Source organism: Oceanobacillus kapialis (assembly GCF_044790185.1).
Taxonomy (GTDB): Bacteria; Bacillota; Bacilli; order Bacillales; family Amphibacillaceae; genus Oceanobacillus_B; species Oceanobacillus_B kapialis.
This window is the reverse complement of sequence record NZ_CP085256.1, coordinates 3492598-3516334: the sequence shown is the minus strand read 5'-3', so window position 1 is coordinate 3516334 and position 23737 is coordinate 3492598. Positions and strand designations below refer to the sequence as shown.

31 protein-coding genes are annotated in these 23737 nt (G+C 41.1%); 15 read left to right on the top strand and 16 right to left on the bottom strand.

The annotated features are described in order from the left end of the window. Nucleotides 1–32 precede the first annotated feature (32 nt). On the bottom strand, nt 33–653 hold the full coding sequence (locus tag LG273_RS18125; RefSeq protein WP_379560222.1) for a spore coat protein: 621 nt from the start codon (nt 651–653) through the stop codon (nt 33–35). Nucleotides 654–775: 122 nt separating this feature from the next. On the opposite strand from LG273_RS18125, the gene LG273_RS18120 reads away from it, so the two are divergent. Continuing rightward, entirely contained in the window at nt 776–1714 is a 939-nt protein-coding gene (locus LG273_RS18120) for an arginine deiminase family protein (protein WP_404456411.1), read from the top strand. Between the two features lie 7 nt (nt 1715–1721). Here the strand turns inward: LG273_RS18120 and LG273_RS18115 are convergent, their stop codons facing one another. The 6 genes from LG273_RS18115 to LG273_RS18090 all read right to left on the bottom strand — a co-directional run bounded on the left by LG273_RS18115 (nt 1722) and on the right by LG273_RS18090 (nt 5021). Continuing rightward, nucleotides 1722–2480: a YqcI/YcgG family protein gene (locus LG273_RS18115; RefSeq protein WP_404456408.1), complete on the bottom strand. Its 759-nt coding sequence runs from the start codon at nt 2478–2480 to the stop codon at nt 1722–1724. Between the two features lie 64 nt (nt 2481–2544). After that, complete coding sequence (locus LG273_RS18110; RefSeq protein ID WP_404456405.1) at nt 2545–3177, bottom strand: LysE family transporter; 633 nt, start codon at nt 3175–3177, stop codon at nt 2545–2547. Nucleotides 3178–3292: 115 nt separating this feature from the next. Then, nucleotides 3293–3436, bottom strand: a complete 144-nt coding sequence (locus tag LG273_RS18105; RefSeq protein ID WP_404456402.1) for a hypothetical protein — start codon at nt 3434–3436, stop codon at nt 3293–3295. 17 nt (nt 3437–3453) lie between these two features. Beyond that, on the bottom strand, nt 3454–4323 hold the full coding sequence (locus LG273_RS18100) for a manganese catalase family protein (RefSeq protein WP_379560142.1): 870 nt from the start codon (nt 4321–4323) through the stop codon (nt 3454–3456). A gap of 23 nt (nt 4324–4346) precedes the next feature. Beyond that, a complete protein-coding gene (locus LG273_RS18095) occupies nt 4347–4781 on the bottom strand; it encodes a YndM family protein (protein ID WP_404456399.1) in 435 nt (144 codons plus the stop codon). A gap of 99 nt (nt 4782–4880) precedes the next feature. Next, complete coding sequence (locus LG273_RS18090; RefSeq protein WP_379560140.1) at nt 4881–5021, bottom strand: YpzI family protein; 141 nt, start codon at nt 5019–5021, stop codon at nt 4881–4883. Between the two features lie 73 nt (nt 5022–5094). Between LG273_RS18090 and LG273_RS18085 the strand changes: the two genes are divergently transcribed. From LG273_RS18085 to LG273_RS18075, 3 genes are all read left to right on the top strand, one after another. Further along, on the top strand, nt 5095–5757 hold the full coding sequence (locus LG273_RS18085) for a lysozyme inhibitor LprI family protein (protein ID WP_404456395.1): 663 nt from the start codon (nt 5095–5097) through the stop codon (nt 5755–5757). Nucleotides 5758–5833: 76 nt separating this feature from the next. Beyond that, nucleotides 5834–6355: an SLAP domain-containing protein gene (locus tag LG273_RS18080; protein WP_404456392.1), complete on the top strand. Its 522-nt coding sequence runs from the start codon at nt 5834–5836 to the stop codon at nt 6353–6355. 77 nt (nt 6356–6432) lie between these two features. Then, on the top strand, nt 6433–7395 hold the full coding sequence (locus LG273_RS18075) for a D-2-hydroxyacid dehydrogenase (RefSeq protein WP_404456390.1): 963 nt from the start codon (nt 6433–6435) through the stop codon (nt 7393–7395). Between the two features lie 44 nt (nt 7396–7439). Here LG273_RS18075 and LG273_RS18070 read toward each other — a convergent pair whose 3' ends face one another. The 3 genes from LG273_RS18070 to LG273_RS18060 all read right to left on the bottom strand — a co-directional run bounded on the left by LG273_RS18070 (nt 7440) and on the right by LG273_RS18060 (nt 9615). Next, nucleotides 7440–8276, bottom strand: a complete 837-nt coding sequence (locus LG273_RS18070) for a pentapeptide repeat-containing protein (protein ID WP_404456387.1) — start codon at nt 8274–8276, stop codon at nt 7440–7442. 66 nt (nt 8277–8342) lie between these two features. Continuing rightward, the gene (locus tag LG273_RS18065; protein ID WP_404456384.1) at nt 8343–8699 is read right to left on the bottom strand and encodes a hypothetical protein; all 357 of its coding nucleotides are present in this window, start codon (nt 8697–8699) and stop codon (nt 8343–8345) included. Between the two features lies 1 nt (nt 8700). After that, the gene (locus LG273_RS18060) at nt 8701–9615 is read right to left on the bottom strand and encodes a LysR family transcriptional regulator (protein ID WP_404456382.1); all 915 of its coding nucleotides are present in this window, start codon (nt 9613–9615) and stop codon (nt 8701–8703) included. A gap of 114 nt (nt 9616–9729) precedes the next feature. On the opposite strand from LG273_RS18060, the gene LG273_RS18055 reads away from it, so the two are divergent. The 3 genes from LG273_RS18055 to LG273_RS18045 all read left to right on the top strand — a co-directional run bounded on the left by LG273_RS18055 (nt 9730) and on the right by LG273_RS18045 (nt 11622). Next, entirely contained in the window at nt 9730–10746 is a 1017-nt protein-coding gene (locus tag LG273_RS18055) for a YeiH family protein (protein ID WP_404456379.1), read from the top strand. Nucleotides 10747–10833: 87 nt separating this feature from the next. Next, complete coding sequence (locus LG273_RS18050; protein ID WP_404456376.1) at nt 10834–11208, top strand: hypothetical protein; 375 nt, start codon at nt 10834–10836, stop codon at nt 11206–11208. Nucleotides 11209–11280: 72 nt separating this feature from the next. Continuing rightward, the gene (locus LG273_RS18045; protein WP_404456374.1) at nt 11281–11622 is read left to right on the top strand and encodes a zinc ribbon domain-containing protein YjdM; all 342 of its coding nucleotides are present in this window, start codon (nt 11281–11283) and stop codon (nt 11620–11622) included. A gap of 59 nt (nt 11623–11681) precedes the next feature. Here the strand turns inward: LG273_RS18045 and sspO are convergent, their stop codons facing one another. Continuing rightward, nucleotides 11682–11834, bottom strand: a complete 153-nt coding sequence (gene sspO / locus LG273_RS18040) for a small acid-soluble spore protein O (RefSeq protein ID WP_379560126.1) — start codon at nt 11832–11834, stop codon at nt 11682–11684. A 262-nt stretch (nt 11835–12096) separates the two neighbouring features. On the opposite strand from sspO, the gene LG273_RS18035 reads away from it, so the two are divergent. Together LG273_RS18035 and LG273_RS18030 are read left to right on the top strand one after the other, a co-directional pair. Continuing rightward, nucleotides 12097–12699: a TetR/AcrR family transcriptional regulator gene (locus LG273_RS18035; protein ID WP_404456371.1), complete on the top strand. Its 603-nt coding sequence runs from the start codon at nt 12097–12099 to the stop codon at nt 12697–12699. A gap of 68 nt (nt 12700–12767) precedes the next feature. Continuing rightward, complete coding sequence (locus LG273_RS18030) at nt 12768–13364, top strand: GNAT family N-acetyltransferase (RefSeq protein ID WP_404456368.1); 597 nt, start codon at nt 12768–12770, stop codon at nt 13362–13364. Between the two features lie 160 nt (nt 13365–13524). Here the strand turns inward: LG273_RS18030 and guaC are convergent, their stop codons facing one another. The 3 genes from guaC to LG273_RS18015 form a co-directional block, all read right to left on the bottom strand. Further along, nucleotides 13525–14508, bottom strand: a complete 984-nt coding sequence (gene guaC, locus LG273_RS18025; protein WP_404456365.1) for a GMP reductase — start codon at nt 14506–14508, stop codon at nt 13525–13527. Nucleotides 14509–14698: 190 nt separating this feature from the next. Further along, complete coding sequence (locus LG273_RS18020; RefSeq protein ID WP_404456363.1) at nt 14699–16201, bottom strand: PH domain-containing protein; 1503 nt, start codon at nt 16199–16201, stop codon at nt 14699–14701. Continuing rightward, nucleotides 16198–16692: a PH domain-containing protein gene (locus LG273_RS18015; protein ID WP_404456360.1), complete on the bottom strand. Its 495-nt coding sequence runs from the start codon at nt 16690–16692 to the stop codon at nt 16198–16200. Before LG273_RS18015 ends, LG273_RS18020 begins: the two co-directional genes overlap by 4 nt. 194 nt (nt 16693–16886) lie before the next feature. On the opposite strand from LG273_RS18015, the gene LG273_RS18010 reads away from it, so the two are divergent. The 4 genes from LG273_RS18010 to LG273_RS17995 all read left to right on the top strand — a co-directional run bounded on the left by LG273_RS18010 (nt 16887) and on the right by LG273_RS17995 (nt 19800). Then, nucleotides 16887–17783 carry a DNA-3-methyladenine glycosylase family protein gene (locus tag LG273_RS18010; protein ID WP_404456358.1) on the top strand — a complete coding sequence of 299 codons (897 nt, stop codon included), beginning with the start codon at nt 16887–16889 and terminating at the stop codon, nt 17781–17783. Next, on the top strand, nt 17780–18292 hold the full coding sequence (locus LG273_RS18005) for a methylated-DNA--[protein]-cysteine S-methyltransferase (RefSeq protein WP_404456355.1): 513 nt from the start codon (nt 17780–17782) through the stop codon (nt 18290–18292). The genes LG273_RS18010 and LG273_RS18005 overlap by 4 nt, the downstream gene beginning before the upstream one ends. 251 nt (nt 18293–18543) lie before the next feature. Continuing rightward, nucleotides 18544–19044, top strand: a complete 501-nt coding sequence (locus LG273_RS18000) for a hypothetical protein (protein WP_379560118.1) — start codon at nt 18544–18546, stop codon at nt 19042–19044. A 36-nt stretch (nt 19045–19080) separates the two neighbouring features. Further along, nucleotides 19081–19800: a GNAT family N-acetyltransferase gene (locus LG273_RS17995; protein ID WP_404456353.1), complete on the top strand. Its 720-nt coding sequence runs from the start codon at nt 19081–19083 to the stop codon at nt 19798–19800. 88 nt (nt 19801–19888) lie between these two features. On the opposite strand, the gene LG273_RS17990 is transcribed toward LG273_RS17995, so the two are convergent. Then, nucleotides 19889–20251, bottom strand: a complete 363-nt coding sequence (locus tag LG273_RS17990) for a winged helix-turn-helix transcriptional regulator (RefSeq protein ID WP_379560116.1) — start codon at nt 20249–20251, stop codon at nt 19889–19891. A gap of 165 nt (nt 20252–20416) precedes the next feature. On the opposite strand from LG273_RS17990, the gene LG273_RS17985 reads away from it, so the two are divergent. Together LG273_RS17985 and LG273_RS17980 are read left to right on the top strand one after the other, a co-directional pair. Continuing rightward, complete coding sequence (locus LG273_RS17985; RefSeq protein ID WP_404456350.1) at nt 20417–21625, top strand: MFS transporter; 1209 nt, start codon at nt 20417–20419, stop codon at nt 21623–21625. Between the two features lie 15 nt (nt 21626–21640). Further along, entirely contained in the window at nt 21641–22480 is an 840-nt protein-coding gene (locus LG273_RS17980) for an aldo/keto reductase (RefSeq protein ID WP_404456348.1), read from the top strand. 71 nt (nt 22481–22551) lie between these two features. Here the strand turns inward: LG273_RS17980 and LG273_RS17975 are convergent, their stop codons facing one another. After that, nucleotides 22552–23541 (bottom strand): HD domain-containing protein, encoded by a 990-nt coding sequence (locus LG273_RS17975; protein WP_404456345.1) that lies wholly within the window; start codon nt 23539–23541, stop codon nt 22552–22554. Nucleotides 23542–23737 lie beyond the last annotated feature (196 nt).

Below are 23737 nucleotides of genomic sequence, written 5' to 3'. Positions count from 1 at the left end.
ATCAGCCGGCTTTTGTTCAATTCAAGATGGTTTTAGTGCACCGTGTTGCCCTGCTGCGGGACAGTTGCATAGCTATTCAGCATTTGCTGCATATCTTGCTCCATTAATTGAGGAACTTGATAATAGCCATTTTTGTTTTGATAAAGGAATATTTCGTAGCTCAGCTCAATGAAATTAGGAACACTGTCGGCAACAACACGACGTAACACTGGGTTTGTGATTTCGGCTGCAGTCATGGCAAGCAGTGATGTCAATGACTTCGTGTTACCTAACATGTATGCGGAAAGCCCTTGATCAGAAAGCTGGCTGACGGAGCTATTCGGTTTCTTTGGCTGCCCTGGCTTTATCCCATATACTACTTCATTTTCCTGTGTCATGTGGTATTGCTGTGTTGGTACGGTCGGATCTTGTCCAGTTTTGAAGCATTCCACCATTGTATTGTATAGTTGTGTAACGAAAGTGGATTGACGTTGCGCAATATTTTTTAATTCTGGGTCTTGAATATGCTGATTATACATTTGGTACTGATCAAGCATGTTAATGACCCCTGCTAACACTTCATGCGCATCAAACATCTCATGCCCACCATGATTTTTAGACATTGCCTGGTTCATGGGAGCATTTGGATTCGGTTGCTGATTTTGATTTTGCATCATTAATATCCCTCCATTTTATCAACATTTCATGTTTATCTTCTCCGTACAGGCCTTTTTCATGTATGGATAATCCTGAATGAAAACGTAAAAGATATGGAAAAAGGCAGGAGAGGGTATACATGTTACAAATGAAGCCTAATTGCTGGTCAGAACACGGAGAATTAGAGGCAGTGATGATTTGTCCACCAGCCAAAGTAGATATACCGACACTAAAAGTTGCCGAGGATGTGCAATGGAGTGCGCCTGTACAGCAGCAGAAGGCAATGAATAACTTTTTAGAGCTTCAGAATGCCTTTTTGGATGCTGGAGTGGAAGTGTTGGATTATTCTAAGGAACTGTCTGAAGAGGATCAATTACTCAGTAAACAGTTGCTTAATCGTTTTTTTGTAAGGGACCTTGCTTGTGTCTTTGGCAATACGATTCTACCAGGGGATCCGACTATCTTCATGCGTGAGCCAGAATATGTACAAGCACACGGTGTTCTTCAATCTTGGTTTGGTTCGTCTTTTATCCCTCCGGCAAAAGTAGGTATCCACGCACTTGAGAACGGAGACGTCTTGGTGCTAAATCAGAATGCCGTGTTTATTAATGCTGGATTGCGTACAAGCATGGAAAGTGTTGAAATCCTAAAGCAGCACATTTTTCAGGCTGGTTTTTCCGAGGTGGCGGTGATTAGCGTCCCAAGGCGCGGTGATACGTTGCACCTGGATATGAATTGCAATGTCGCAAACGAAGATTTGATAATAGCCATGGAATTTATGCGTCACTTCCCGGTCCGCGTCATGACAGAACAGGGCGACCGATATGAGATGGTGCCCACCTTTTTACAGCGCCATGGTTTTGAGGTGTACTGGCTAACGGAATACAATTCCGTTCCAGATATTAATTATTTCAATATAGATCCCGAAACCATTTTGCTTAGTAAACAGGCACATAAGCAAATGCTGAAAAAACATCCGAAGCTTGCACGAAAAAAATACATTGAAATAGATGTCACCGAGCTTGAAAAAGCTGGAGGGGGTATTCGCTGTATGACCTTACCGTTGCGGAGAAAGTAGGCACCTCTTATTTTAGTAGGCTGGAGAACGTATTCTTCACTCTGGTGAAAGGGCATGTAGTAGGGCTATCCTGCTCGTCGCTTAAAAAATATTGCTTCCATTCATGATTGTTTGCTTCACCGTACCAGTTTAGGTCTGGGTGGGGTGCAACTTCGTCATACGCTGCTAACCGGTGGCGTATGGCTTTTTTAATTTTTTGGCCAAAAGGAGTGTTCCCATTCATTTCTTCAAAAACCCAACGAGGTTGAAAAGCAATAAAAAAGCATGGTTGATAACGGCTTTTTCGCCTCTTATGGGCAGGCGTTGCACAAAAGGCAAAAAACGGCTCCCCGTCAAAGCAAAATTCCCATTTATGGTGGTGCGGATCTTCAGGAATGTTGGAAGGCCACTCTGTTTCATCATATATCGTTACTTCGTTAATTAGCTTCCAAAATACCTCACGATAATCCTCCACGTTATATGCGGAAACCATCTCCTCAGGCGTGTGAAAAAAGATCGCTAATGAGGCATACTTCCCGGTATCACGCGAAATTTCCCCATAAGTTTTCAGCGTGGTTGCAAGATTCTCAGCCGTAATGGTCTCACGGGGATCGCCGAGAAAACGAAAACGTAGTTCATTTGCAAGAAAACCAACTCTTGCTGGAACGCATGGGTAGGTATTTCTATGTGTAAGCATGGAAGAAAAAGAGGTATAGACCTCTTGTTGCCAACGGGGCAGCTTTTTCAGGTTGTTGTCCAGCCACTGTTTATCTAAGATGGTATCCATTGTCTACTCTCCCTTCTATGTACGATACAGTATGAAGGAAGAGCCCAATAGGTGACTGTCTTCGTTAAGGATTTTGCAGGAGTAGGATGGCTTCATATCCGAAATAAAGGCCGAAGCCAATGAGGCTGAGGCCTGCTGTTATGGTAATAAGGTAAAGGAGTCGATCTGTGAGGATCTTACGAAATACACTTGCCAATCCGGCCATGACAACATCCCACATCATAATCCCGATAAAAATACCGCTACTATAGATTAGAATTTGTGTGTTACCAAGTGTTTCACTTGTTTTGGCTAAGACTGCGCCATAAATACCTAGCCAGAAAACGATATTAAGCGGATTGGAGATTGCCATAAAAAAGCCTGTTCCAAACGATTTTCTTTTTGTTGAGGCTTTTACACGGTTTGTTCCAGCTAGCTGCTTTTTTGCTTTAGCTATGCTCTCTATTCCTGTGTAAACAAGGATGAAAAAGCCGAACGCCCAAAGGAAGGTCTTTATGAGAGGAGTTGTCAAGAATGCAGCAAGTCCAAAGTAGATAAGAAGCATAAAGAGGAGATCCCCTACCATTCCCCCGAGCCCCACTAGCCAGGCGTGGAAAAAACCGTGGTGAATCCCCCGATTTAACTGTGCAGCATTGATAGGTCCAACAGGTGCAGATAAAGCGAGTCCCAACATAATAGAACTGAAAAAGTACCCCACTCCGATTCCCTCCAAAAATAGCTTGTACATAGTTGTCATTCTATACTATGTAGCAAAGGGAGGGTTGATGACATATAAGAAAAAGCGCCCACTATTCAAGTGGCCGCTTTATGCATTACTTACTCGTCTTATTCTGAGTCTGGATGCTGGCTTCCTCGGGACTAGAAAATTTCGTTGTTTCCGTTTGTTGCATACCTGTTTTGTTTCTTGCTTTTTCGCCGGCATTTCCTTTCTTTTTTTCCCGATGACCTTTACTCATGAAAACACCTCCTAGCTTTACTTTTGTGGATCGTAGTTGGCTGCATCCATATTGGGCGGCGCTGGCTTTGTTGGGTCAGGGCTATTGTGAATATAAGCAGGCGCCTGCTGCAATTGCGGAATTTGCCCCATCGCTTCAGGGTTGGCCACATATTCAAAGTTGCTCAGCTTGTCCATGCTTTGTCCACTAGCCCATCTACCCTGTGCACTTTCCTCCCCTTGGGAGAAATTCATGAAGGAGTAGGAAACCTCTTGTTTTTCTAGCTTTTGCGGGAAGGTGCTTGGTACGATCGCTTTCTGAGTTTGTTCCAGCTCTTCAATAGCCGCCATCCATTGGTTTTGATGCATGGTGTCTCGTGCAATTAGGAATGAAAGCATATCACGTACCCCTGGATCTGTAGTAGATTCGTATAAACGAACAACCTGCAAACGACCTTGAGACTCTGCGTTTAAATTTGCCCGAAAATCTGCCAGTAAGTTTCCGCTTGCTACTGTATATCGAGAATTCCATGGATACCCCACACTATCAGTTGGCGTAGCGCCTAGCCCAGAAACGATAACATGCTGTGGATTCATGCCACCTAATACAGCTTCAACAGCAGGGTTTTTAGCGGCCTCCTCCTGTTCTCGTGCAGGTGCACCATCTAACAATTGTGCAATCATGGTCGCAATCATTTCAACGTGCGCAATTTCTTCTGTACCGATGTCCAGTATCATATCCTTATACTTTTGATCTGCTCGGCAGTTCCACCCTTGAAAAAGGTATTGCATCATGACTGTTATTTCTCCAAACTGTCCTCCAAGAATCTCTTGAAGCTTCTTCGCATAGACCGGGTCTGGCTGGCTTGGTTTAGCATTATATTGTAGTTCTTTTATGTGCTTGAACATCGGAAAATTCCTCCATTTGTTTTTTATTTATCCTGATTATCCTCGAGGGTGAGCTCTTCAGAGGCTTCTGTACCAAGGTTCATTCTCCGAGTAGCATTTGAGGTAGTATGGTCCTTTTTATATTGCCTTTCCATATATTTGTGGAAGAAGGCTTCACACGCCGCGATACCAAATGCGGAAATAAGAGCAGGAGTCAACCATCCACCTCCTGGTTCAAGTCCTTCACTCATCATAAAAATAAGGGCAAAGGCTAACCCAAAATCAGAAAGGGTTGCAACTGTATTATTGGTGCGCGGAAGTATAAATAGATCTCCAATTAAGTACGATAGAATTCCAAGTGTTAACGTAATAAAGAGAATGTCACCAAAAGGCATATCATAGACAAGCCCTAAGACGATATACAATAGAACCAGTGTGGCAACAGCTTTTATCGCAATTGATTTAATATGATGGTTCATCTAGACCCTCCTCTTTTTGTTATGTTTTGTAAAAATGAAAAAGCTATTCATGGAATAGAGGGGAGAACCTCCCGTTGTAGAGAGGCCCTCTTTAACCTACTATTTATGACCATCATTTAACCTTCTTGCTTCTTCTGGGCTGGACATTTTAGCTGTTCCGGGATAGCGTAGTCCTGTATCGCGGTCAGACTCTACACGATGACTTGCCTTCAGTTTCTTTTCCTGACGATCTTTTCCCATTCAGACCACCTCCCTTTCTTATCATGAGGTGTTTTTAGATAGAATATTCGCCAACTAAAATGAAGTTTTTCAAATGACAAGCCAGACGTATAGTGGGATACTAGAAGGAGACAAAAAAGAAAGAGATGAGCATAAAATGAAAAAAATAGTGATAGCAGGTTTTCTTATCCTGTTATTAGCAGCTTGTGGAAACGAAAATGATGAGAAGACAGCAGATGATACAGAAAGCAATGTAGAAGAAACGGACACTACTAGCGGTGAAACAGAAGAGACTCAGGAGGAGGCGGACAATGCCGAAGAATCTAACCCTGGCGCAGAAGGTGAACAGCAAGAGGAAACAGAAACAGCTCAGGACGATGAATCTGACCAGTCTACTCCCGATATGAAAACGGCCTATCGAAACAAGCTCGTTGAATTAGAAGAGCAATTAGCAGCAGAAGAAAAAGAACTGGGTTCCACACAACGAGAGTTAACTGAGTTTGCAGGGAAGAGCTTTAACATGTGGGACGATGCACTTAATGAGGTATACGCAGAGTTAGAAAAGCAATTGTCTAAAGATGAGATGGAAAGCCTAAGAGAAGAACAACGGGCATGGGTTCAAACACGTGACGCAAAAGCAGCAGAAGAAGCCGCAAAATACGAAGGTGGATCCATGGAATCCATGCAGTACATAAGTACACAAGCACAGTTAACAAAAGAAAGGGCTTATGAGTTGATTACAGATTATATGAGCTAGTGGAGCGCGTTGGTAGAGAGAAGTGGGGCGGTACAGAGAAAAGTAGCGCGTCAGCAGAGAAAGAGGCGCACCAACAATGCAAAAAGGCGCGTCAGCAGAGAAAGAGGCGCGCCAGCACCTCAAAGCCGCGCCCCAGCAACATAAACTCGCTCCATCAAAGCTAACGGAGGAGCACCAATCAATTACTACAACCCAGCAAAAGGAAAGGAATGAGAGCATGCAACGATTAGTTTGGGAACAGGCATGGGATAAAACCATTTCCCCTGGCGACAGGAAAAAAGTTGAGGTCGCGTTTGAGCAGGCTAATGAACAAGCTACCCCAATGAAATATATCCCTTTTTGGCAAGCGCGTAATTATCGTGGAGAATTGCTTATAACGGTAATTGTTCAAAATTTTTCCGAGGAAACAATGCATTTTACAGACATGCCATTAAGATATTCCGAGGACGGGGAGTTAATTGCTAGTCATACTTTTTCCTTTCCAAACCTTAAGCTGGATGCGAAAAGCAGTATGCCATGGACCTTTATTTTTCCAATAGAAACAATTAAGCAAGAGCCTAGGCTTGAAGAAGGGTTTCTAGAGGATATACACCCCTAACTCATCATGTGAAACTTCTACGCTAACAGGGTATAAGAATAAGATAGAAAATTAAAGATGTAGAGGAGAGGGTCGTATTGTCAAAGCGAAAAATGGTGGTTAATTTAGATCTTGATCAACAATTTATGGAACAAATAAAAGACGTAGCCCCTAACTGGGAAATTGTATCTGGGAAAGATCCAGATAAATTGCAACAGGATTTAAAAGATGCGGAAATCATCCTTCATTGGAAAAAGGCGATTGAGCAAACAATCCTTGAGCATAACGACCAACTAAAATGGATCCAAACCTGGAGTGCAGGTGTTAACAACCTGCCACTTGAAGCATTAAAGGACAAGGACGTTTCGATCACAAGTGCGAATGGCGTGCATGCCTATCCAATCTCCGAGACAATTTTCGCGCTTATGCTTGGTCTAACACGGAAAATTCATGCATATGTTCGTCAGCAGCAGCAAAAGCAATGGGAAAATGCCGACTTAAAACTAGAAATTCACGAGAAGACAATTGGCGTACTCGGTGTGGGGGCAATCGGACTGGAAACAGCGAAAATTGCCAAGGCGTTTGGTATGAAAGTCCTCGGTGTTCGCCATTCTGGGAAAAATGCGGATTACGTGGATGAAATGTATACACCTGATCAGTTAGCAGACGTGCTGCCACAATGTGATTTTGTCGTCATTACATTGCCACTGACGGATGAAACAGAGAATTTATTTGGTGCCGAGCAATTTTCCCAAATGAAAAACAGCTCCGTCTTAATTAATATTGGTAGAGGACCGATTGTGAAAGAGGAGGAGTTAGTAGAGGCACTTCAATCCGGTGAGATTGCTGGAGCGGGTCTGGATGTTTTCGCGACAGAGCCATTACCGGAAGACAGCCCGTTATGGGAAATGGAAAACGTGATTGTTACACCACATACGGCTGGGGCGACAGAGCATTATACAGAGCGTGTTATCCAAGACATCTTTATTCCAAATCTCAAGGACTACATTGAAGGAGAAAAGCCATCTAAGAACCTAGTTGATTTTGATAAAGGATATTAGAAAAAGCAGGGTTGCATCCCTGCTTTTACTCTTGCAAATACTGCTTACCAATGTCCTGGTACCTTCAAGCCTGCTGGTAACCTGGTCATTTTATCTCCATTTGCGGCATTTACTTGTGCTTGCGTAAGAAAAATACTGTTATGTAGAATTGCTCCTCGAATGTCAGCATCTCGCAGGTCTGCACCGATAAAATCCACCCAGCGCAAATCCGCTTTTCGTAAGTCTGCAGCTAGTAGTAAAGTGCCCCTTAAGTTCGCACCGCGCAAATCAGCGCCTTTTAACTTTGCTCCCACCAGATCATGTTTCACTTTCTGATTATGCTTAACGGGGGATTTATCCCGCACCATGTCACTAACCTGAAGTAGCAATATGTTTACCTCTGCCCGGTGATCTGCAACAGCTAGTTCAAGTAAATCTTGCGGCGCTAGTTTTGTAAGGGCGTCTGTTTTATCAAGCATGCGCCGTAACGCGCCGTGAAGCGGTTTAACGGCTTTGTTTTTCAACGCTTCAACCAAATAATAGAGCATCTCGTGTAGTTGTTGCATAACAGGAAAGACCTCAAACATCTCCTCGGCAATAGAGGGCTTTTCTCGACAGCTGATGCCACCGTAAGTCTCCTGGGAAACCTTTTGCCCTGCCCCGAAGCATTCAAAAACACCGCATCCCTTAAACCCTTTTTCACGTAAATGCTGATGAATGCCGCACTTGAAGTCCTCCTGTAAATTCGGGCAAGGAGTACCAGCTTGTTTATTAAACGGGAAATCAGCCGATTTGGCAAAGGGTAATGCGGTGCAACAAAGGCCGAAGCAATTTGCGCAATCGGACTGTAGCTCTTTTTCCAGCAAAGTAATCACGTCCTTATTCTTTCTCGTTAAACTCATATTACCATATGCGATACAATGTTAACATAATATTCAGATATACAGGGGTTAGAAGTCCAAGATGAATTAGACTACTTTCCTCACCTTTAACACCCACCAGATCAAAACAAATTGCAGTGGCAGGCGTAACCATAAGGCAGAGGTAGGGATGCTGTACTGTTCAGGTACCAATGCCATGTAAATATTAACAGGGAAGATTAACACGAGGAATATGGCAATAAGTACCCCGGCTTTCCTGCGGGTCCGTTTCCTCATTAGACCAATTGCTAGAACGATTTCCATAATTCCAGAAATATAAACGATGACTGGACGAAATGGAACCCAATCAGGCATTGCATGTGTGAAAAAGGGCTCCAATACAAAGTGGGATACTCCGGCTAAAAGAAAGAGGATGGCAAATACATATAAAGCTATCTTTTTCATATTAGGACTCCTTTTCTGTGGCTGTTTGCTCTGTCAAACTTTTCCCTTCTACCACACCGATAAACGTTTCTACACTTTTTTTACTTCGCATAACAGGAGAATAAATGTAGGAAAGGGTTCTCGTAAAGCGAACATCTTCTACTTCTAGCGCAGCGAGCGAACCGTGCTTCTTTTCCCGGGAAATAACACTACGAGACAAAAGGGACAACCCCATCCCCCTCATCACACTCTCCTTAATTCCTTGATTGCTACTAATGGTAAGTAAGGACTTCACGGAAAGCCCATTACTGCGGATCACATGGTTTAAATACTCCCTTGTGCCTGACCCATCCTCTCTCGTAATCCATGTTTGTCCATGTAACTCCTTTATTGAGATGGGGGATTTTCCAGCAAGCTTATGATCAGTCGAGCAAATGATAGATAGCTCATCTTTCATAAACGGATGAACAGAAAGCTCTTTATCATTGCTTTGCCCTTCAATCAAGCCTACATCCACTTGAAAAAGCCGTACCTGTTCGACAATCTCTTCCGTATTCCCAATTACTACTTCTAATTCTAGTGCAGGGAAATCCCATTGTAACTGTTGAAGAAATACAGGCAAAATATATTCCCCAATAGAAAAACTCGCCCCAATTTTAAGCTGACCTTGAATAGATTGATGATGGGCTGCAATATCCTCTTGGGTTTGCTCATACATGGCGATAATTTGTTTGGCTCGGTCATAGAGTATTTTTCCAGTTGGCGTAATTTGCACAGATTTCGGTGAACGCACGAAAAGCTCTGTCTGAAATTCCTTTTCCAAATTTTTAATATGTAAACTGACACTGGGCTGGGAGATATGCAAGGCTTCGGAGGTTCTTGTGAAATTCCCTACATCCGCCAATGTAATGAAGGTTTTAAGGGCATCGTAGTACATGCTAACACTCCTTATTATTAGTATATCTAATCATAACAATAATTTATATGTATTTCACTAATAGTAACGCTTTCGGTAGAGTGGAAGAAGAGAGAGATAAAGGACGTGTTTAGAATGGGAGAAAATGTACAAGGAAACAATCGGAATGGATTTATTATCGGAATGGGGCTTACATTGCTGCTTGCCTTGTTGGCAGGTCTCTTGGCAAAACTACCTTTCTTAGCAATCATGGGGCAGCTCGTGATCGCCATAATTCTCGGTATGGCGTGGCGGGCAGCATTTGGTTTGCCTGATGTGCTTCGAAGCGGCGTTACGTTTTCGAATAAAAAGCTGTTGCGATTAGGGATTATTCTGCTTGGTATGCGCTTAAATCTAGCTGATATTTATAATGCAGGTATGAATGTTTTTCTAATTGCTTTCCTCAATCTTGTGTTTGCTCTAGTGCTTGTCTATTTAATAGCACGCTGGTTTGGAGTGGATCGAAATCTAAGCATCCTTACAGCGTGTGGAACAGCGATTTGCGGGGCAGCGGCTGTTGTGGCAATTGCACCCATCATCAAGGCAAAAGAAACAGAAACGGCTGTCAGTGCTGGTATTGTCGCATTGCTTGGTACAACATTTACGTTAATTTATAGTGTTATTTACGGATTGTTACCATTATCAGCAACAGGCTATGGCATATTCGCAGGGGGCACCCTGCATGAAGTTGCCCACGTTGTTGCGGCAGCCGGGGCTGGAGGGGAAGCGGCAGTTGATATGGCGGTCATTGTAAAACTGACTCGCGTTGCGTTACTCGTACCTGTTGCCTTCTTAATTGGCTATTTGTTTCAGAGGGGTAGTGAAAAGACAGCAGGTAATAAACCGAGCCTGTCTATTTTCCCGTGGTTCATTTTAGGATTTCTTGCCATGAGTGGATTTAATACACTAGGAATCGTTTCAGAGTCTGTAGCAAATGGTATTGTCTCGATTGCTTACATCTTAATTGCGATGGCAATGGGTGGTCTTGGGTTAAATGTTGAGGTAAAAACCTTCCGTAAGCTAGGGATGAAGGGCTTTGCTGCAGGTGTGGTAGGATCAATCTTTTTAGCTGTGTTTGGTTACGCCTTGGTAATGATCTTTAACGTAAGTTAATAAAAAACATGAAACTAATCAACAGATGTGCTGTATGTATAATAGAGCACATCTGTTTTTTTTAGTGCAAAAGGGAGGGGGAGAAGAATGGACTTACTGCCAATTCTTGTTTCGGTGTTATTTATAGGAATGGCCATATTTCAATTATTACTATCACTTAGTCTACCATTAGGGGAATTTGCGTTGGGAGGATATTACAAGGTACTACCGAAAAAATTACGCGTTGTCAGCTTGGTAAATGCAGTAATCTTGCTAGGAATGTGCTTGGTTTTCCTAAAGCATGCTGACATCGTAAACGGTTTTAACTTTTTGCCTGTACCTATACTGATGTGGATCATTACCATCTTTCTTGGTCTTAACACAATTGCGAACCTAGCTTCCAGAAGTAAGAAAGAGCGTTATGTGATGACACCTATTGCAGGTGTTGCGTTTGTTTTGTGTTTGCTTACTGTGTTGAATTAGCTTCCTTCAAATATAGGGATCACCTCCTGCATGGCTATGGTAAACTAACATATATAAGAGGAGGGTTTACCTATGAACGAATTACCAAGCTGTCCAAAATGCCAATCAGAATATACATATGAAGACGGAAATGTCTATGTTTGTCCAGTATGTGCCCATGAATGGACAGGCGAAGCAGAAGCTGACCAGCAAGAAGAAATAAAGGTGTACAAGGATGCAAACGGAGCAGTACTGAGCGATGGAGATGCAGTTACCGTAATCAAAGACCTAAAAGTAAAAGGCACATCCTCAGTTGTAAAAAGAGGGACAAAGGTAAAAAACATCCGCTTAATTGATGGAGACCATGATATCGATTGTAAAATTGAAGGCCTAGGTGATATGCAGTTAAAGTCCAAGTTTGTTAAAAAGCTATAATATTGTACATATTAAAAAGCCCTTTCTTACGCAAAAGGGCTTTAATTTATATATATAACCTACTGCCGTTTCTTCGTCTTTTTATTGTTATACTTTTCCTCTGGCGTTAATGGTTCATTCGCAAATTCATGGTCAAATTGCTTTGACAACTTTCCTCTTACTGCTTGCTCATCACTCATTCCAGCACGCTTTTTCTTAGAATCGCTTGGCATTTTAACACCTCCAGAGTCTTATTATTCCACGTAGGTGATAGAATATGATATTGAGTTAAAAAAAGGGGTGTTCGCATTTTGTGGTGGAATTACATATCGATCAAAGGTTTCGGATTATTTTATCAGGCCATTGGTATTGTCTGGTAGAGAAATTCAATTATTTATTTAAAATAGGCTTGAATTTAAGGTTATCTTGTTCTATAGTTAATTAAACGGATGGTCAGTTAATTAATTGTCGTCATTAAATAAAGGAGAATAATTTATGGCTCGGCCAAAAGGACAAGGTCAAAAAACTAAGGAACGGATTGCTGAAAAGGCAAAAATTATATTTGAACAAAAAGGTTATGCTGGAACTTCAATGGAGGATATTCGTGAGTTTAGTGATATAAGCAAAGGGAGCATTTATTATCACTTTAAAAGCAAAGAAGAGTTGTTCCTATATACAGTAGAAAAAACTTCAGAGGATTGGAGAATAAAATGGGCAAATCATGCGGATAAGGTAGTAACGTCAACAGAAAAACTTTACCTTCTTGCAAAATACTATGCTTCGGACATGCAAAATCCTCTATCACATACAGTCCCAGAATACATGGCCACTGAGAATATAGACAAAATGATGAGAAATAAGATATTTGATTTAATAAAACCGGAATATGAAGCTTTCTATCAAATTATTGACGAAGGTATCTGCCGTAAAGAATTTAAAAGTAATCAATCACCAGTTGATTTAGCTTATATTCTATACAGTACACTCACAGGTTTAAGTATTACACAATTCTTTGGTTATTCTGATGAACAGTTTCTAATGCTTTATCAGAATGCAATAGATATCTTCCTAAAAGGAATATCCAATAATACCCCTTAAAAAAGAAGGGGTTTTAAAACGAATATTAATAAACCGTACGGTCAGTTAATTATTAAGGGGGAAGTTAAATGAAAAGCTATGAAATTAGAGTAAGACCGATGAAAGAGGTTAAAGAAAATATATCTCGTGAGGTCGCAGCCGTTTTTGTTGATGGATACGAAAAAGACTTAGCTTTTCTCTCAAACAATCGAGAAAAGTTAATTGAAGCGTTTCAGAAAATGATCTGTTCAGATGTTTTTTACTTTGCTACTTTAGAAGGCGATATTGTTGGGATTCTGGCTTGTTCCAACAATCAAAATCGAGCATTGACAATTGATAAAACAATTTTGAGACACTTGTTTGGCTATGTGAAGGGGACTATGGCTTATCTTTTTATGAAAAATGAGTTTAATAAAAAATTGTCTTACCAAGATGATACAGGCTATATTGAATGTGTTGCTACGACAGTTAAAGCAAGAGGTAAAGGTGTCTCAACTGCTCTGATGAGTTACGTATTAGAAAATGAAGGTTATCATCGTTATATTCTAGAAGTTGTGGATACAAACGAGGTTGCTTATCGATTATACAAAAAATTGGGTTTTACAGAGTTGGAGCGAAAAAAGGAAAGTTTTTCAAAGATGAAAGGTTTTGAGCATAGAATTTATATGGAATTATGTCGCCAATAAGTAAACAGGTAAGAATTAATATATGACATATAAAGCTGTATAGGAAACGCTGTTTGTCGAGTGAAAAGAAGACGAACTATAAGGCCTATCCCGTCATGAAATTTAAATATAACCAAAAAAGAGGTGCACCGATAATGTGCCACCTCTTTCTCTAAAAAGCTTAGTATACTTTATCTCCATTAAAAATAGAGTTTTTCACAACCACATAATCTACAGTGCGGATGGAATCAAGTGTGCTTCCACCAGCGTAAGAAATGGATGATTGTAGATCCTGTTGCATTTCGGTTAACGTATCGTCTAGAGAACCTTTATGCTCGACGTACATTTTCTTTCCTTCGACGTTTTTCTTTTCCCCTTTTTGGAATTCAGAAGCTGAGCCGAAGTATTCTTTATATAACTTGCCTTCTTTTTCAATGGTTTCACCTGGAGATTCTTCATGTCCTGCGAAAAGCGAACCAATCATCACCATTGTAGCACCGAAACGTACGGATTTAGCGATGTCTCCGTGCGTACGGATTCCGCCATCAGCAATAATAGGTTTTGTTGCTGCTTTGGCGCACCAGCGTAGTGCAGCTAACTGCCAGCCACCAGTACCGAAGCCTGTTTTGATCTTCGTAATACAAACTTTTCCTGGTCCAATTCCAACCTTCGTAGCATCTGCTCCTGCATGCTCTAATTCTCTAACCGCTTCAGGAGTTCCTACATTCCCTGCGATAACAAAGCTTTTAGGTAAATGCTGTTTAATATGTTTGATCATATTGATGACGGCATTTGAATGACCGTGCGCAATATCAATTGTAATGAATTCTGGTGTCAGTTCCTCGCTTGCTAGTTGCTCAATAAAACCATACTCTTCGTCTTTAACGCCAACACTAATAGAAGCGATCAGTCCACGATTTTGCATGTCCTGAATAAATCCAAGACGTTTTTCTGGTTCAAAGCGGTGCATGACATAAAAGTAACCGTTTTCGGCTAAATGCACGGCAATTTTTTCATCTATAATAGTTTGCATATTTGCTGGTACGACAGGTAATTTAAACGTATATCCACCTAGTGCAACACTTGTATCACACTCAGAACGGCTATTTACGACACATTTTGCTGGAATTAATTGAATATCTTCATAATCAAATACATTTTCCATGTTATACACTCCTAAAACCGAATGTTATTTTTAATCGACGAATTATCGTTCGTCTATTGCTTAATTTACACCATTTAATAAAAAAAGTCAATTGCAGGTCGGATAGGAATAAAAAGCGTACAAAAAAATGCAGGACCTAAACTTTAAAAGTTCAAATGGCCCTGCATTATCTTTATTGTCTCTAGATGCGTTATTTCAATTCTACCTCCTGGTTTCTACCTTTATACCAGGCAAAAAACGCTTCGGCCCACTCTTGTGGAACATCATTCATATTGGTGTGCAGCACAGGTTTTGCTCGATTTACGGTGCTTAAAGATGCTAGTCCAAGCTTCTTCTGCACGATATTGCGAGAGACTTCAACCTCAATTACTCGGCTTCGTTTGGACAGAAATAACGAGGTGCCGAACCCGCCAGTTCTTAGCTGAATGAAAGTATCATGAATGGTATAACGTGAGTTTTTGAAATTTAGGATTCGGGATATAATGACAAGAACCAGTAAAATGATTGATATAGCCCACCAATAGTCAGAGAGCCCAAAAAGGTCAGGCTTCCAGAAATAAAGCACAGCCGTAGCAATGATCCAAAACCAGCTTGGTGTTAGCATGCGAAGCCAGAACGCTTCACGTGGAAGCCTCTGCATCGTATCTGTCAGCTTGTAAGAAGGTAATATTTCCTCCACAAGCTGATGAGCCTTTGCCACTGGTAAAAATGGATAGAGGCTGTTCACTTCATCTGTGTTGCCATCCCCAAGCGAACCAGCGCAGACGAGCTTTACTTCGGCTAAACCTAGCATTCGTTTCATAAAGGATTGCTGAATTTGAATAGCCTGCACATTTTTCTTCGTAATCGAGAAGGCTGTCTCCTCCAATACACCTTTCGTGATATATACTTTCTCGCTGTCAGATGCAATTTCATATTTTCCGTACTTTAAAAACGTCCATATTGCCCCGCCGATCATCAATAGCATAACAAGGGCGAATACAGTGAGAGCAATCAACCACCAGCGCTCAAGAAAAAAGGATAAGACTCCATCTCCCTGCACGTCGTCAGGAAGGATATCATCAAATTTATTAAACTGCGAACCGACGATTGGAATGATTGCAAGAAAGCTTAACGAGGTGAAGGAAGCCTTTATTACTTCTTTTTTCCTCGGACTAAAATGAACGACTGCCTCATCTGAAGCCTCTTCCTCTTGTTGTGTGGCTTCTTCCGTACCTTGGTTTTCGCTGTCTGTTTTCTGGTCTATGGAAGTTTGCTGATATACTTGATTTTCGAGTCGCGCAGCCTCCTCTGGCGTCACGACCTCAAATTTTACCGAGCTATCATCACCTTGAGAGCTTGTCTCAAAGGTAATCGAAGTGACACGGAAAATCCGGTGAAATAAGTTGGTCTTCCTTTTTACGTGCTGTACCTTGGAATAGGGTACTGTTTTTCTTTTTTTCGAAAACACGCCTTCTGTTAAAACAAAAGCTGTTTGGGTCAAGGTGTACTTATGTGTGTACCATTTAAAAACGAGATAAATAATTGTACCTGCTAATAAGACAAAGAAGGCAAGTCTGCCATACTTCACGAACGGGGAATCAGACCCCGCTTGAAAGACGAACAAGATGACAATAATGAAAAACGTATTTTTAATAATTACCCCAAGGTCATAGACAATTTGTAAGGGATGATGTCGATTTGTTTCCTTCATTCTTCCATCTCCTCTACCTTCGCATACTGGGCAATGGTATTGCGTAATTCGACTGCTACTTCTTTTTCAAGTGCGGGAATGGTATGGGAAGAGCCCATTGTTTGCACGGTTACAGCATATAAACCATATTTTCGCAGTAATGGTCCTTGTTTAGTAGATACGGATTGTATTTTTGTCATGGGTACAAGCTGATGCTCTTCTTTGATTGCACCTTTTTTTAGTTGCAAGAACTCCTCGCTTATATCGTATCTCCAATGTTTGTACAATAATGCGGCTCTTATATAACCCCAAGGAGCACCAACAATCGTTAAAATGACCAATCCTATAAGAATCCAGCCAATCCAATAAATCCATGAAAAGTGATAATCAAGAAATAGTAATATTGCTAATACAATTAAAGCGATAATGTTGGAGAGGGTTTCACTCAGTCTCCAAACCTTTACTGCTTTATTGGAAAGTTTATGAGCAGGTGAAGCTAGACTTTCCGCCATTATGTAACACTCCTTTATTCTTCTATGTACACCAGCCATGATCAGCGCTTTGTTTCTAGTACGTAAAAATTCAACTAAAAGTTCCATATTTAAATAGGTAGTGACACAGGAGATTCCTAATGACACAGTATCTAAATTTGTTAGAATAGTAAATAGAGAGAAGTAAAACTCCAGTCAGTAGAAGGAGGTTTTCGATGGAATGGGTGGACAAGCAAACGTATATGGAAGCGTCGTGTCCAAGCCACTTTCAATTTGATGAGTCGCTCGTTTTCTTAAAAAGATCGGATCAAGAGCTGCTTCATCGGGTTGAAGGGAGAACTTTGTATAAGGCATTAACCATAGACAACCAGGCAGTCTTATTTTCTCTAGCGGAAGAGGAAGGCACGCTTATCCTTCAGTTTTTAAAAGGGAATCCCGATAAAATGAACAGGGAGTTGGTGGCTGATTATGTAACCAAGTGGTTCGATTTAAATCGCGATATAGCCCCGTTTTATCGATTAGCTTTGTATGATGAGTACTTGAAGCCACTGGTTGAAAGGTATAGTGGGCTGAGAATAGTCGGGATCCCTGATCTGTTTGAAGCATTAGTCTGGGCGATTGCCGGGCAGCAAATTAATTTGAGTTTTGCATATACCCTAAAGCGGAGACTAGTAGAACATTTTGGAGCTAAGATAGAATGGGAAGGGGAAGCATACTGGTTATTTCCACAACCGGAAATTCTCGCTGACTGCACAACGGAAACATTAAGGGAGTTACAATTTTCATCCCGAAAAGCAGAGTACATCCTAGGTGTAGCAAAAATGATGCGAGATGGATTGCTTCAGCAAACAGAATTGGAAAAGAAAAACTACCAAACCTTGAAAAAGGAGCTACTATCCATTCGGGGGATTGGTGCCTGGACAGCCGATTATGTATTGATGAAAAGTTTTCGGTTTCAAAATGCCTTTCCAATCGCTGATGCGGGTATTCATAATGCGTTAAAGGAGCTGCTTGGTTGGAAGCCAACTGTTGAAGAGATTGCTAGTATTGCAAATAACTGGGCGGGCTGGGAAGCCTATGCAACCATGTATTTATGGAGGTCTAACGCATGAAAAAAGTAGATTATCTGTCACCAATAGGTGTGATAGAGATAACTGGTACAGAGGAAGCAATTTATGATGTGTCGTATACAGATAAGCAGCAAGTTGAGTATGTATTTAAAGAAAAGCTCCCCCACGCTGTGAAGGATTGCTACACACAATTGGATGAATATTTTAAAGGAGAGCGTACGGAGTTTGACCTACCGTTTAAATTGGAAGGGACTCCTTTTCAGCAGGAAGTGTGGCAAGCATTAAGAGAAATCCCTTATGGAAAAACAGGTAGTTACCGAGATATTGCGGTAGCTATAAAGCGCGATAAGGCCGTCCGTGCAGTAGGTGCAGCAAACAGTAAAAATAAAATTAGTATTATTTTTCCGTGTCATAGAATTATCGGGGCGAGTGGCAAGCTGACAGGTTATGCTGGTGGATTGTGGCGCAAGGAGTGGTTGCTTGAGCATGAGCAGAAAATATTAAATACGTTAGCATGCCAGGCTGAAGGGAGTTTCTCAAAGAGTAAATAGGATTTTACATAGTTCGTGGTCAGGATTGGCCACTTTTCTTTATCTTTTGAAGTAAAATGCTAGAATAAGTAGCTTTTAAAATGTATAATGCATGCTGGGAAGAGTATGCTAAGTCGCTTTGTCTTTAACTAATAAATGGCAAAACTATTAATGGTTTGTGTATTTTTAAGTTTATCTCTTCCGCTTACCTATATTTATAGTATAATCAGCATAGGTAAAAACAACCAGATGCACAAGGGAGAGAGTACTAATTGGGAAAATACATTTTACTGGCATGCGCAGCTTTGTTTCTTCTTTATCTAACTGCATGTGCTGGTGAACAAGGATTGGCAGAAAACCGAAAACGTGCCGCTGTTCAAAATACTCCGACTAACGATATTAAAGAAGCTGACTTGAATTTTTTTACATATAGTGAACAAGAATTGTTAGATATTGCACAAGAGTTAAAACAAAAGTATGACCAGCTTTTATATGCACAGACAGAAGAGGCCTATAATCTAGCGAAATTAGATTTGTTTACAAAAGGAATGTTGGAAAATAGTAGTGCTTTACAATTTACAGGGCCAAAATCCAATCTTGACATAAAAATAAGAAATGAAGTTGTCACCAAGGCCACTTCCTATTTCCTTTATGACTTTGAATATACGGAAAGCTTTGAAGAAGCTGATGGGACAAAAGTTAAGCAAAATGGGTATTTATCACTTGAGATAACAAAAGAGGACGATAAGTATAAAATTAATGCTATTCGTTAAGTAGCTATTCTCTTTTCAGAGAAGGGTGTTCAGAGCTTGAACTTATTCCATACTATAAAAAACCCGGGAAATTATTGGCTTGTAGACCAGTTGAAACAAGAAAGTGTTCCCAAAGAAAGCTACGAGACAGCATTGCTACAACTCGTTCAAGATTGGAAGGCAACTGAAAATGGCTTCATCTCAGTGCTTTTGGATGAAACCTATGAATCTATATTGTTCGATGAGGGGTTTGAAAAAATATCGACTGTTGCCGAATATACAAGGTCGTTGGCCAGTTTGGAACAGCAGGCTTTTCCGTTTCATTGGAGCAGTCTTGGAGAAGGGTACATAACCGATCAACAATTTGCAGAACTCTACGAACGCTGTCGTTCCGGTTCAGCAAACAAGAACAAAAAACAGCCAATCGAAGAAGTGATGCGCTCGCTTGAAAGTGAGCTGGGCTCCGCTTGGCGTGATATTTGCTATTATTTCGTCATTGATCGGGAAGTATGTGGCATAAGTATCCCACATATTGAAGAAGGGACAACAGACGAAGGCCGAATGTTCTACTTTGGTGTGGTCCCGGAAATGAGAGGACGTGGATTCGGCTCTTCCATGCATGTCGCTTCTCTATCCCTTCTTAAACAACAAAACGCAGCTTACTATGTGGGCAGTACGGATACTAGTAATCAAGCTATGATTACTATTTTTGTTAAAAATGGTTGTACACTTCGGGATCGTAAAGGGATATATCGATTTGAGAAGGAGCAACAGTAAAATAGAAATTCAGGATTAAAAGTCTTTTACATTGAACGATAGAAGTGAAAATAAAAAGCGATCTGGTGATTAAGCCAGGTCGCTTTTTTTAGTTGTTCAATATGCTTTCCTCAAGTACTTCAGACTTATCTCCGTACACCTTCGTAATATGGGTTTCACCCCATGCACATAAGGAATCGAGTATCACTTCAAGGCTGCGCCCATATTCACTTAGCTCATATTCTACTTTTGGTGGCACCTGGTTGTAGATGATGCGGTTAATAATCCCGTCGTCTTCTAATTCGCGGAGCTGCTGTGTCAGCATTTTCTGTGTAATATTCGGCATTAATCGCTTCAATTCACTCGTGCGTTTTTTGCCATGTGTGAGGTGACAAAGAATGACACACTTCCATTTCCCGCCGATTACTTCAAGGGTTGCCTCTACTGAAATATTGTATTTTTTCTTCTTCATGGTCTTCCTCCTTTCATAGGTACTAAAAAGTACCTACATTACAAAAAAGTATCTATAGCACTTTAAAGTGCGTTCTTTTCTTTTATACCTGTATGTTACATAATATCATTTGCCGGCAGTAATTTACCAACTTTTTTACAAAAAATATACAGGAGGTCATGAGATATGGCTTTAGATAAGAAAAGAAGCTTTCTTGCATTAATGGCTTTAGCCGTTAGTGCGTTTGCTATTGGGACGACAGAATTTATTAGTGTCGGTCTTCTCCCGCTAATTGCGGATGACTTAGAAATATCCGTTACCACAGCTGGTTTAACGGTGTCCATATATGCACTAGGCGTAACGTTTGGTGCTCCAATTCTCACAGCTTTGACATCCACAATGTCAAGGAAGGCTCTGTTGCTATGGATCATGGTTCTTTTCATTGTCGGAAATAGTATCGCAACAGGCGCAACAGGTGTTGGCATATTACTTGTGGGAAGAGTGCTAGCAGCATTTTCCCATGGTTTGTTTATGTCAATTGGGTCCGTAATTGCAGCAAGTCTGGTTACACCAGACCGACGTGCAACTGCTATATCGATCATGTTCACAGGTTTAACGGTAGCGACCGTTACAGGTGTTCCAATTGGCACCTTTCTTGGTCAGCAATTCGGTTGGCGATTGGCTTTTTTGACCATTGTCGGAATAGGAATACTAGCCTTTGTGGCTAACAGCTTTCTTGTACCTGCCAATTTAAAACGGGGTGTTAAAACAACGTTTGGCGACCAATGGAAGCTGCTGACAAATAATCGCTTGCTACTCGTCTTTGTTATTACGGCGCTTGGTTATGGTGGAACGTTTGTCGTGTTTACCTATCTTTCCCCATTGTTACAAGAGGTAACAGGATTTTCTAGCAATGTGGTAGCCGTGCTGCTTTTGGTGTATGGGGTGGCCATTGCCATTGGGAATATGATTGGCGGAAAATTATCTAACAAAAATCCGATAAAATCCTTGTTTTTCATGTTCTTATTCCAGGCAGTGGTACTTTTTCTATTAACCTTCACGGCACCTTTCAAAGTGGTTGGACTCATCACAATTATGCTAATGGGCCTGTTCGCATTTATGAATGTGCCAGGATTGCAGGTGTATGTTGTGATGCTGGCAGAACGCTTCGTCCCTGGTGGAGTTGATGTAGCTTCCGCCATTAACATTGCAGCGTTTAATGCAGGTATCGCGATTGGTTCCTTTTTAGGAGGAATTATTACCGATTCTATTGGCCTTATTCATACAGGCTGGATTGGTGGATTAATGGTGACAGCAGCAGTATTGCTGACAGGCTATAGTCGAAAACTGGAGAAGCAAGATGCAGTAGAAACTAACGTAAAACAATGTGCTTAAAGGAGAGAGAAAACAATGGAAAATTTACAAAGTAAACTAATACTTTCAAACGGTGTGAAGATGCCTTGGCTTGGACTAGGGGTCTTTAAAGTAGAAGAAGGACCAGAGCTTGTGCAAGCCGTAAAGGCAGCTATAAAGAACGGGTACCGCCTAATTGATACAGCTGCTATTTATGGAAATGAAGCAGGTGTAGGTCAGGGAATTCAAGAAAGTATAAGAGAAACTGGCCTAAAAAGGGAGGATCTTTTCATTACCTCAAAGGTATGGAATGATGGATTAAATTATGAAGACACGATAAAAGCATTCCGTGTATCATTGGAAAAATTGGGCCTAGATTATCTTGATTTATATCTCATCCATTGGCCAGGGGTAGAGCAATACAAGGAAGCTTGGAAAGCATTGGAGGATCTATATAAGCAAGGACTTATTCGAGCAATTGGAGTGAGTAATTTTCAGGTGCACCACTTAGAGGATTTGGCTAAAATAAGTGAAATAAAGCCGATGCTTAACCAAGTCGAACACCACCCGAAATTGACGCAACAGGATTTACGGAAATACGCTAAAGAGAACGGCATCCAATTACAGGCATGGTCGCCATTAATGCAGGGACAACTTCTGGATCACTCTTTACTAGAAGAAATAGCAGAAAAACATGGCAAGGCTGTTGCACAGGTCATTATTCGCTGGAATCTGCAAAGTGGAATAGCAACCATACCAAAATCAACCAAGGAGCACCGTATTGTTGCCAATGGAGATGTGTTTGATTTTCAATTATCAGCAGAAGGTATGGAAGCTATTGACGCTTTAAATGAGAATTTGCGCGTAGGGCCTGACCCAGACACATTTAATTTTTAAGTAGAAGAGAAGCCGAGTGATTAAAAGGATCGCTCGGCTTTTTTTATGGGTGGTGCTAATTATCGCAAGCCTTAATCAACCAATTCTTCTTCTAAATCTACTACCACTTCTAAATGAAAAGCAAGCTTCTTTAAATCCTCTAGTACTTGGCGTGCACGCTCGCTTAGTTCCGTAAGGATTTTTCCTCCACACAGAGGCGCTTTTTTGTATATTTTCCGAATGCTAATCGGATACCCTTCTCCTGTTTCTACTTCGTTGATGTGGATCTTAAATGGCTCATAACGAAGCATATCAATAAGTTTCCGTGCCTTAAAAGAAGGAGAAGTCGTTAAAATGGCAATAACCTCCGCATCCGTTTTTCGGGCAAATGCTTCTCTGTTATGAGCTGTGGTTTCTTGCCAATGTAGCTTCACAGCTTCTGCCATTAATCGATCAATAGCCACCATGATTGGGGATAGGAAAAGCCTGTGGTCTGCCAACATTAATTTCATGACATAGTTTCCAGTTTCAAGGTCCGTTTCAATTCCTTCTGGGGTGCATTTTATGTCCCGAAGCACGTCACGAGGGAGCCTACTGCACTCACCAGCCATATAAGTATCCCGCAAAAAACTATCTAAATGATCAAGTCCTAATATATTGCCTTTTCCAGTAATGGCTGAAGGATTATTTAAAAGGCTTATAATTTTCTGCGCATCCAGATCTGCTCCTTGTAGAATAGTAGAGATCTCCGGCTCAAGTATGTACGTTTCGGTTAATTGGTGGTGATTGAAGTCTAGCGCTTCCTCCATAGCGTGGGAAAATGGGAGATGACCGATGTCATGAAGCAAGGCGGCTACCCGGAGTTCTATATCATTAGGAAAATAGAAGGCCGTTAACTTCCAGACACCAACCGTATGCTCAAAGCGACTGTGCACAACAGGCGATAAAAATGAGGCACCGCCAAAGTGGGATAGATGCTTAAGTCTTCTCACGGGTCTGCATTGAAAAAGTGCTACCTCCCAAGGATAGGCTTTTATTTCTGGGTAGAGTGGTTCTGTAATAAGCTGTGCAGGATTATCCAAAAAATTACCCCCTTTTCTTACTAAATGAATAAATAAGTATATCACGCTCATGTGATCTAGCAACATTTTTCGTTCTGGAAAGAGACTTCCATATTAATTCTTTTATAAATCGTAACCATTACTGTTTACAAATCGTAATCGTTACGATATTATGTATAGTTAGCAGGACAATGTGACAAGAGTGTAGATAAGATAA

Coding starts and splice junctions, on each gene's coding strand:
- LG273_RS18125 (WP_379560222.1), bottom strand. CDS start 653: ATGCAAAATCAAAATCAGCAACCGAATCCAAATGCTCCCATGAACCAG.
- LG273_RS18120 (WP_404456411.1), top strand. CDS start 776: ATGTTACAAATGAAGCCTAATTGCTGGTCAGAACACGGAGAATTAGAG.
- LG273_RS18115 (WP_404456408.1), bottom strand. CDS start 2,480: ATGGATACCATCTTAGATAAACAGTGGCTGGACAACAACCTGAAAAAG.
- LG273_RS18105 (WP_404456402.1), bottom strand. CDS start 3,436: ATGAGTAAAGGTCATCGGGAAAAAAAGAAAGGAAATGCCGGCGAAAAA.
- LG273_RS18100 (WP_379560142.1), bottom strand. CDS start 4,323: ATGTTCAAGCACATAAAAGAACTACAATATAATGCTAAACCAAGCCAG.
- LG273_RS18095 (WP_404456399.1), bottom strand. CDS start 4,781: ATGAACCATCATATTAAATCAATTGCGATAAAAGCTGTTGCCACACTG.
- LG273_RS18090 (WP_379560140.1), bottom strand. CDS start 5,021: ATGGGAAAAGATCGTCAGGAAAAGAAACTGAAGGCAAGTCATCGTGTA.
- LG273_RS18085 (WP_404456395.1), top strand. CDS start 5,095: ATGACAAGCCAGACGTATAGTGGGATACTAGAAGGAGACAAAAAAGAA.
- LG273_RS18080 (WP_404456392.1), top strand. CDS start 5,834: ATGCAAAAAGGCGCGTCAGCAGAGAAAGAGGCGCGCCAGCACCTCAAA.
- LG273_RS18070 (WP_404456387.1), bottom strand. CDS start 8,276: ATGAGTTTAACGAGAAAGAATAAGGACGTGATTACTTTGCTGGAAAAA.
- LG273_RS18065 (WP_404456384.1), bottom strand. CDS start 8,699: ATGAAAAAGATAGCTTTATATGTATTTGCCATCCTCTTTCTTTTAGCC.
- LG273_RS18060 (WP_404456382.1), bottom strand. CDS start 9,615: ATGTACTACGATGCCCTTAAAACCTTCATTACATTGGCGGATGTAGGG.
- LG273_RS18055 (WP_404456379.1), top strand. CDS start 9,730: ATGGGAGAAAATGTACAAGGAAACAATCGGAATGGATTTATTATCGGA.
- LG273_RS18050 (WP_404456376.1), top strand. CDS start 10,834: ATGGACTTACTGCCAATTCTTGTTTCGGTGTTATTTATAGGAATGGCC.
- LG273_RS18045 (WP_404456374.1), top strand. CDS start 11,281: ATGAACGAATTACCAAGCTGTCCAAAATGCCAATCAGAATATACATAT.
- sspO (WP_379560126.1), bottom strand. CDS start 11,834: ATGCCAAGCGATTCTAAGAAAAAGCGTGCTGGAATGAGTGATGAGCAA.
- LG273_RS18035 (WP_404456371.1), top strand. CDS start 12,097: ATGGCTCGGCCAAAAGGACAAGGTCAAAAAACTAAGGAACGGATTGCT.
- LG273_RS18030 (WP_404456368.1), top strand. CDS start 12,768: ATGAAAAGCTATGAAATTAGAGTAAGACCGATGAAAGAGGTTAAAGAA.
- guaC (WP_404456365.1), bottom strand. CDS start 14,508: ATGGAAAATGTATTTGATTATGAAGATATTCAATTAATTCCAGCAAAA.
- LG273_RS18020 (WP_404456363.1), bottom strand. CDS start 16,201: ATGAAGGAAACAAATCGACATCATCCCTTACAAATTGTCTATGACCTT.
- LG273_RS18015 (WP_404456360.1), bottom strand. CDS start 16,692: ATGGCGGAAAGTCTAGCTTCACCTGCTCATAAACTTTCCAATAAAGCA.
- LG273_RS18010 (WP_404456358.1), top strand. CDS start 16,887: ATGGAATGGGTGGACAAGCAAACGTATATGGAAGCGTCGTGTCCAAGC.
- LG273_RS18005 (WP_404456355.1), top strand. CDS start 17,780: ATGAAAAAAGTAGATTATCTGTCACCAATAGGTGTGATAGAGATAACT.
- LG273_RS17990 (WP_379560116.1), bottom strand. CDS start 20,251: ATGAAGAAGAAAAAATACAATATTTCAGTAGAGGCAACCCTTGAAGTA.
- LG273_RS17985 (WP_404456350.1), top strand. CDS start 20,417: ATGGCTTTAGATAAGAAAAGAAGCTTTCTTGCATTAATGGCTTTAGCC.
- LG273_RS17980 (WP_404456348.1), top strand. CDS start 21,641: ATGGAAAATTTACAAAGTAAACTAATACTTTCAAACGGTGTGAAGATG.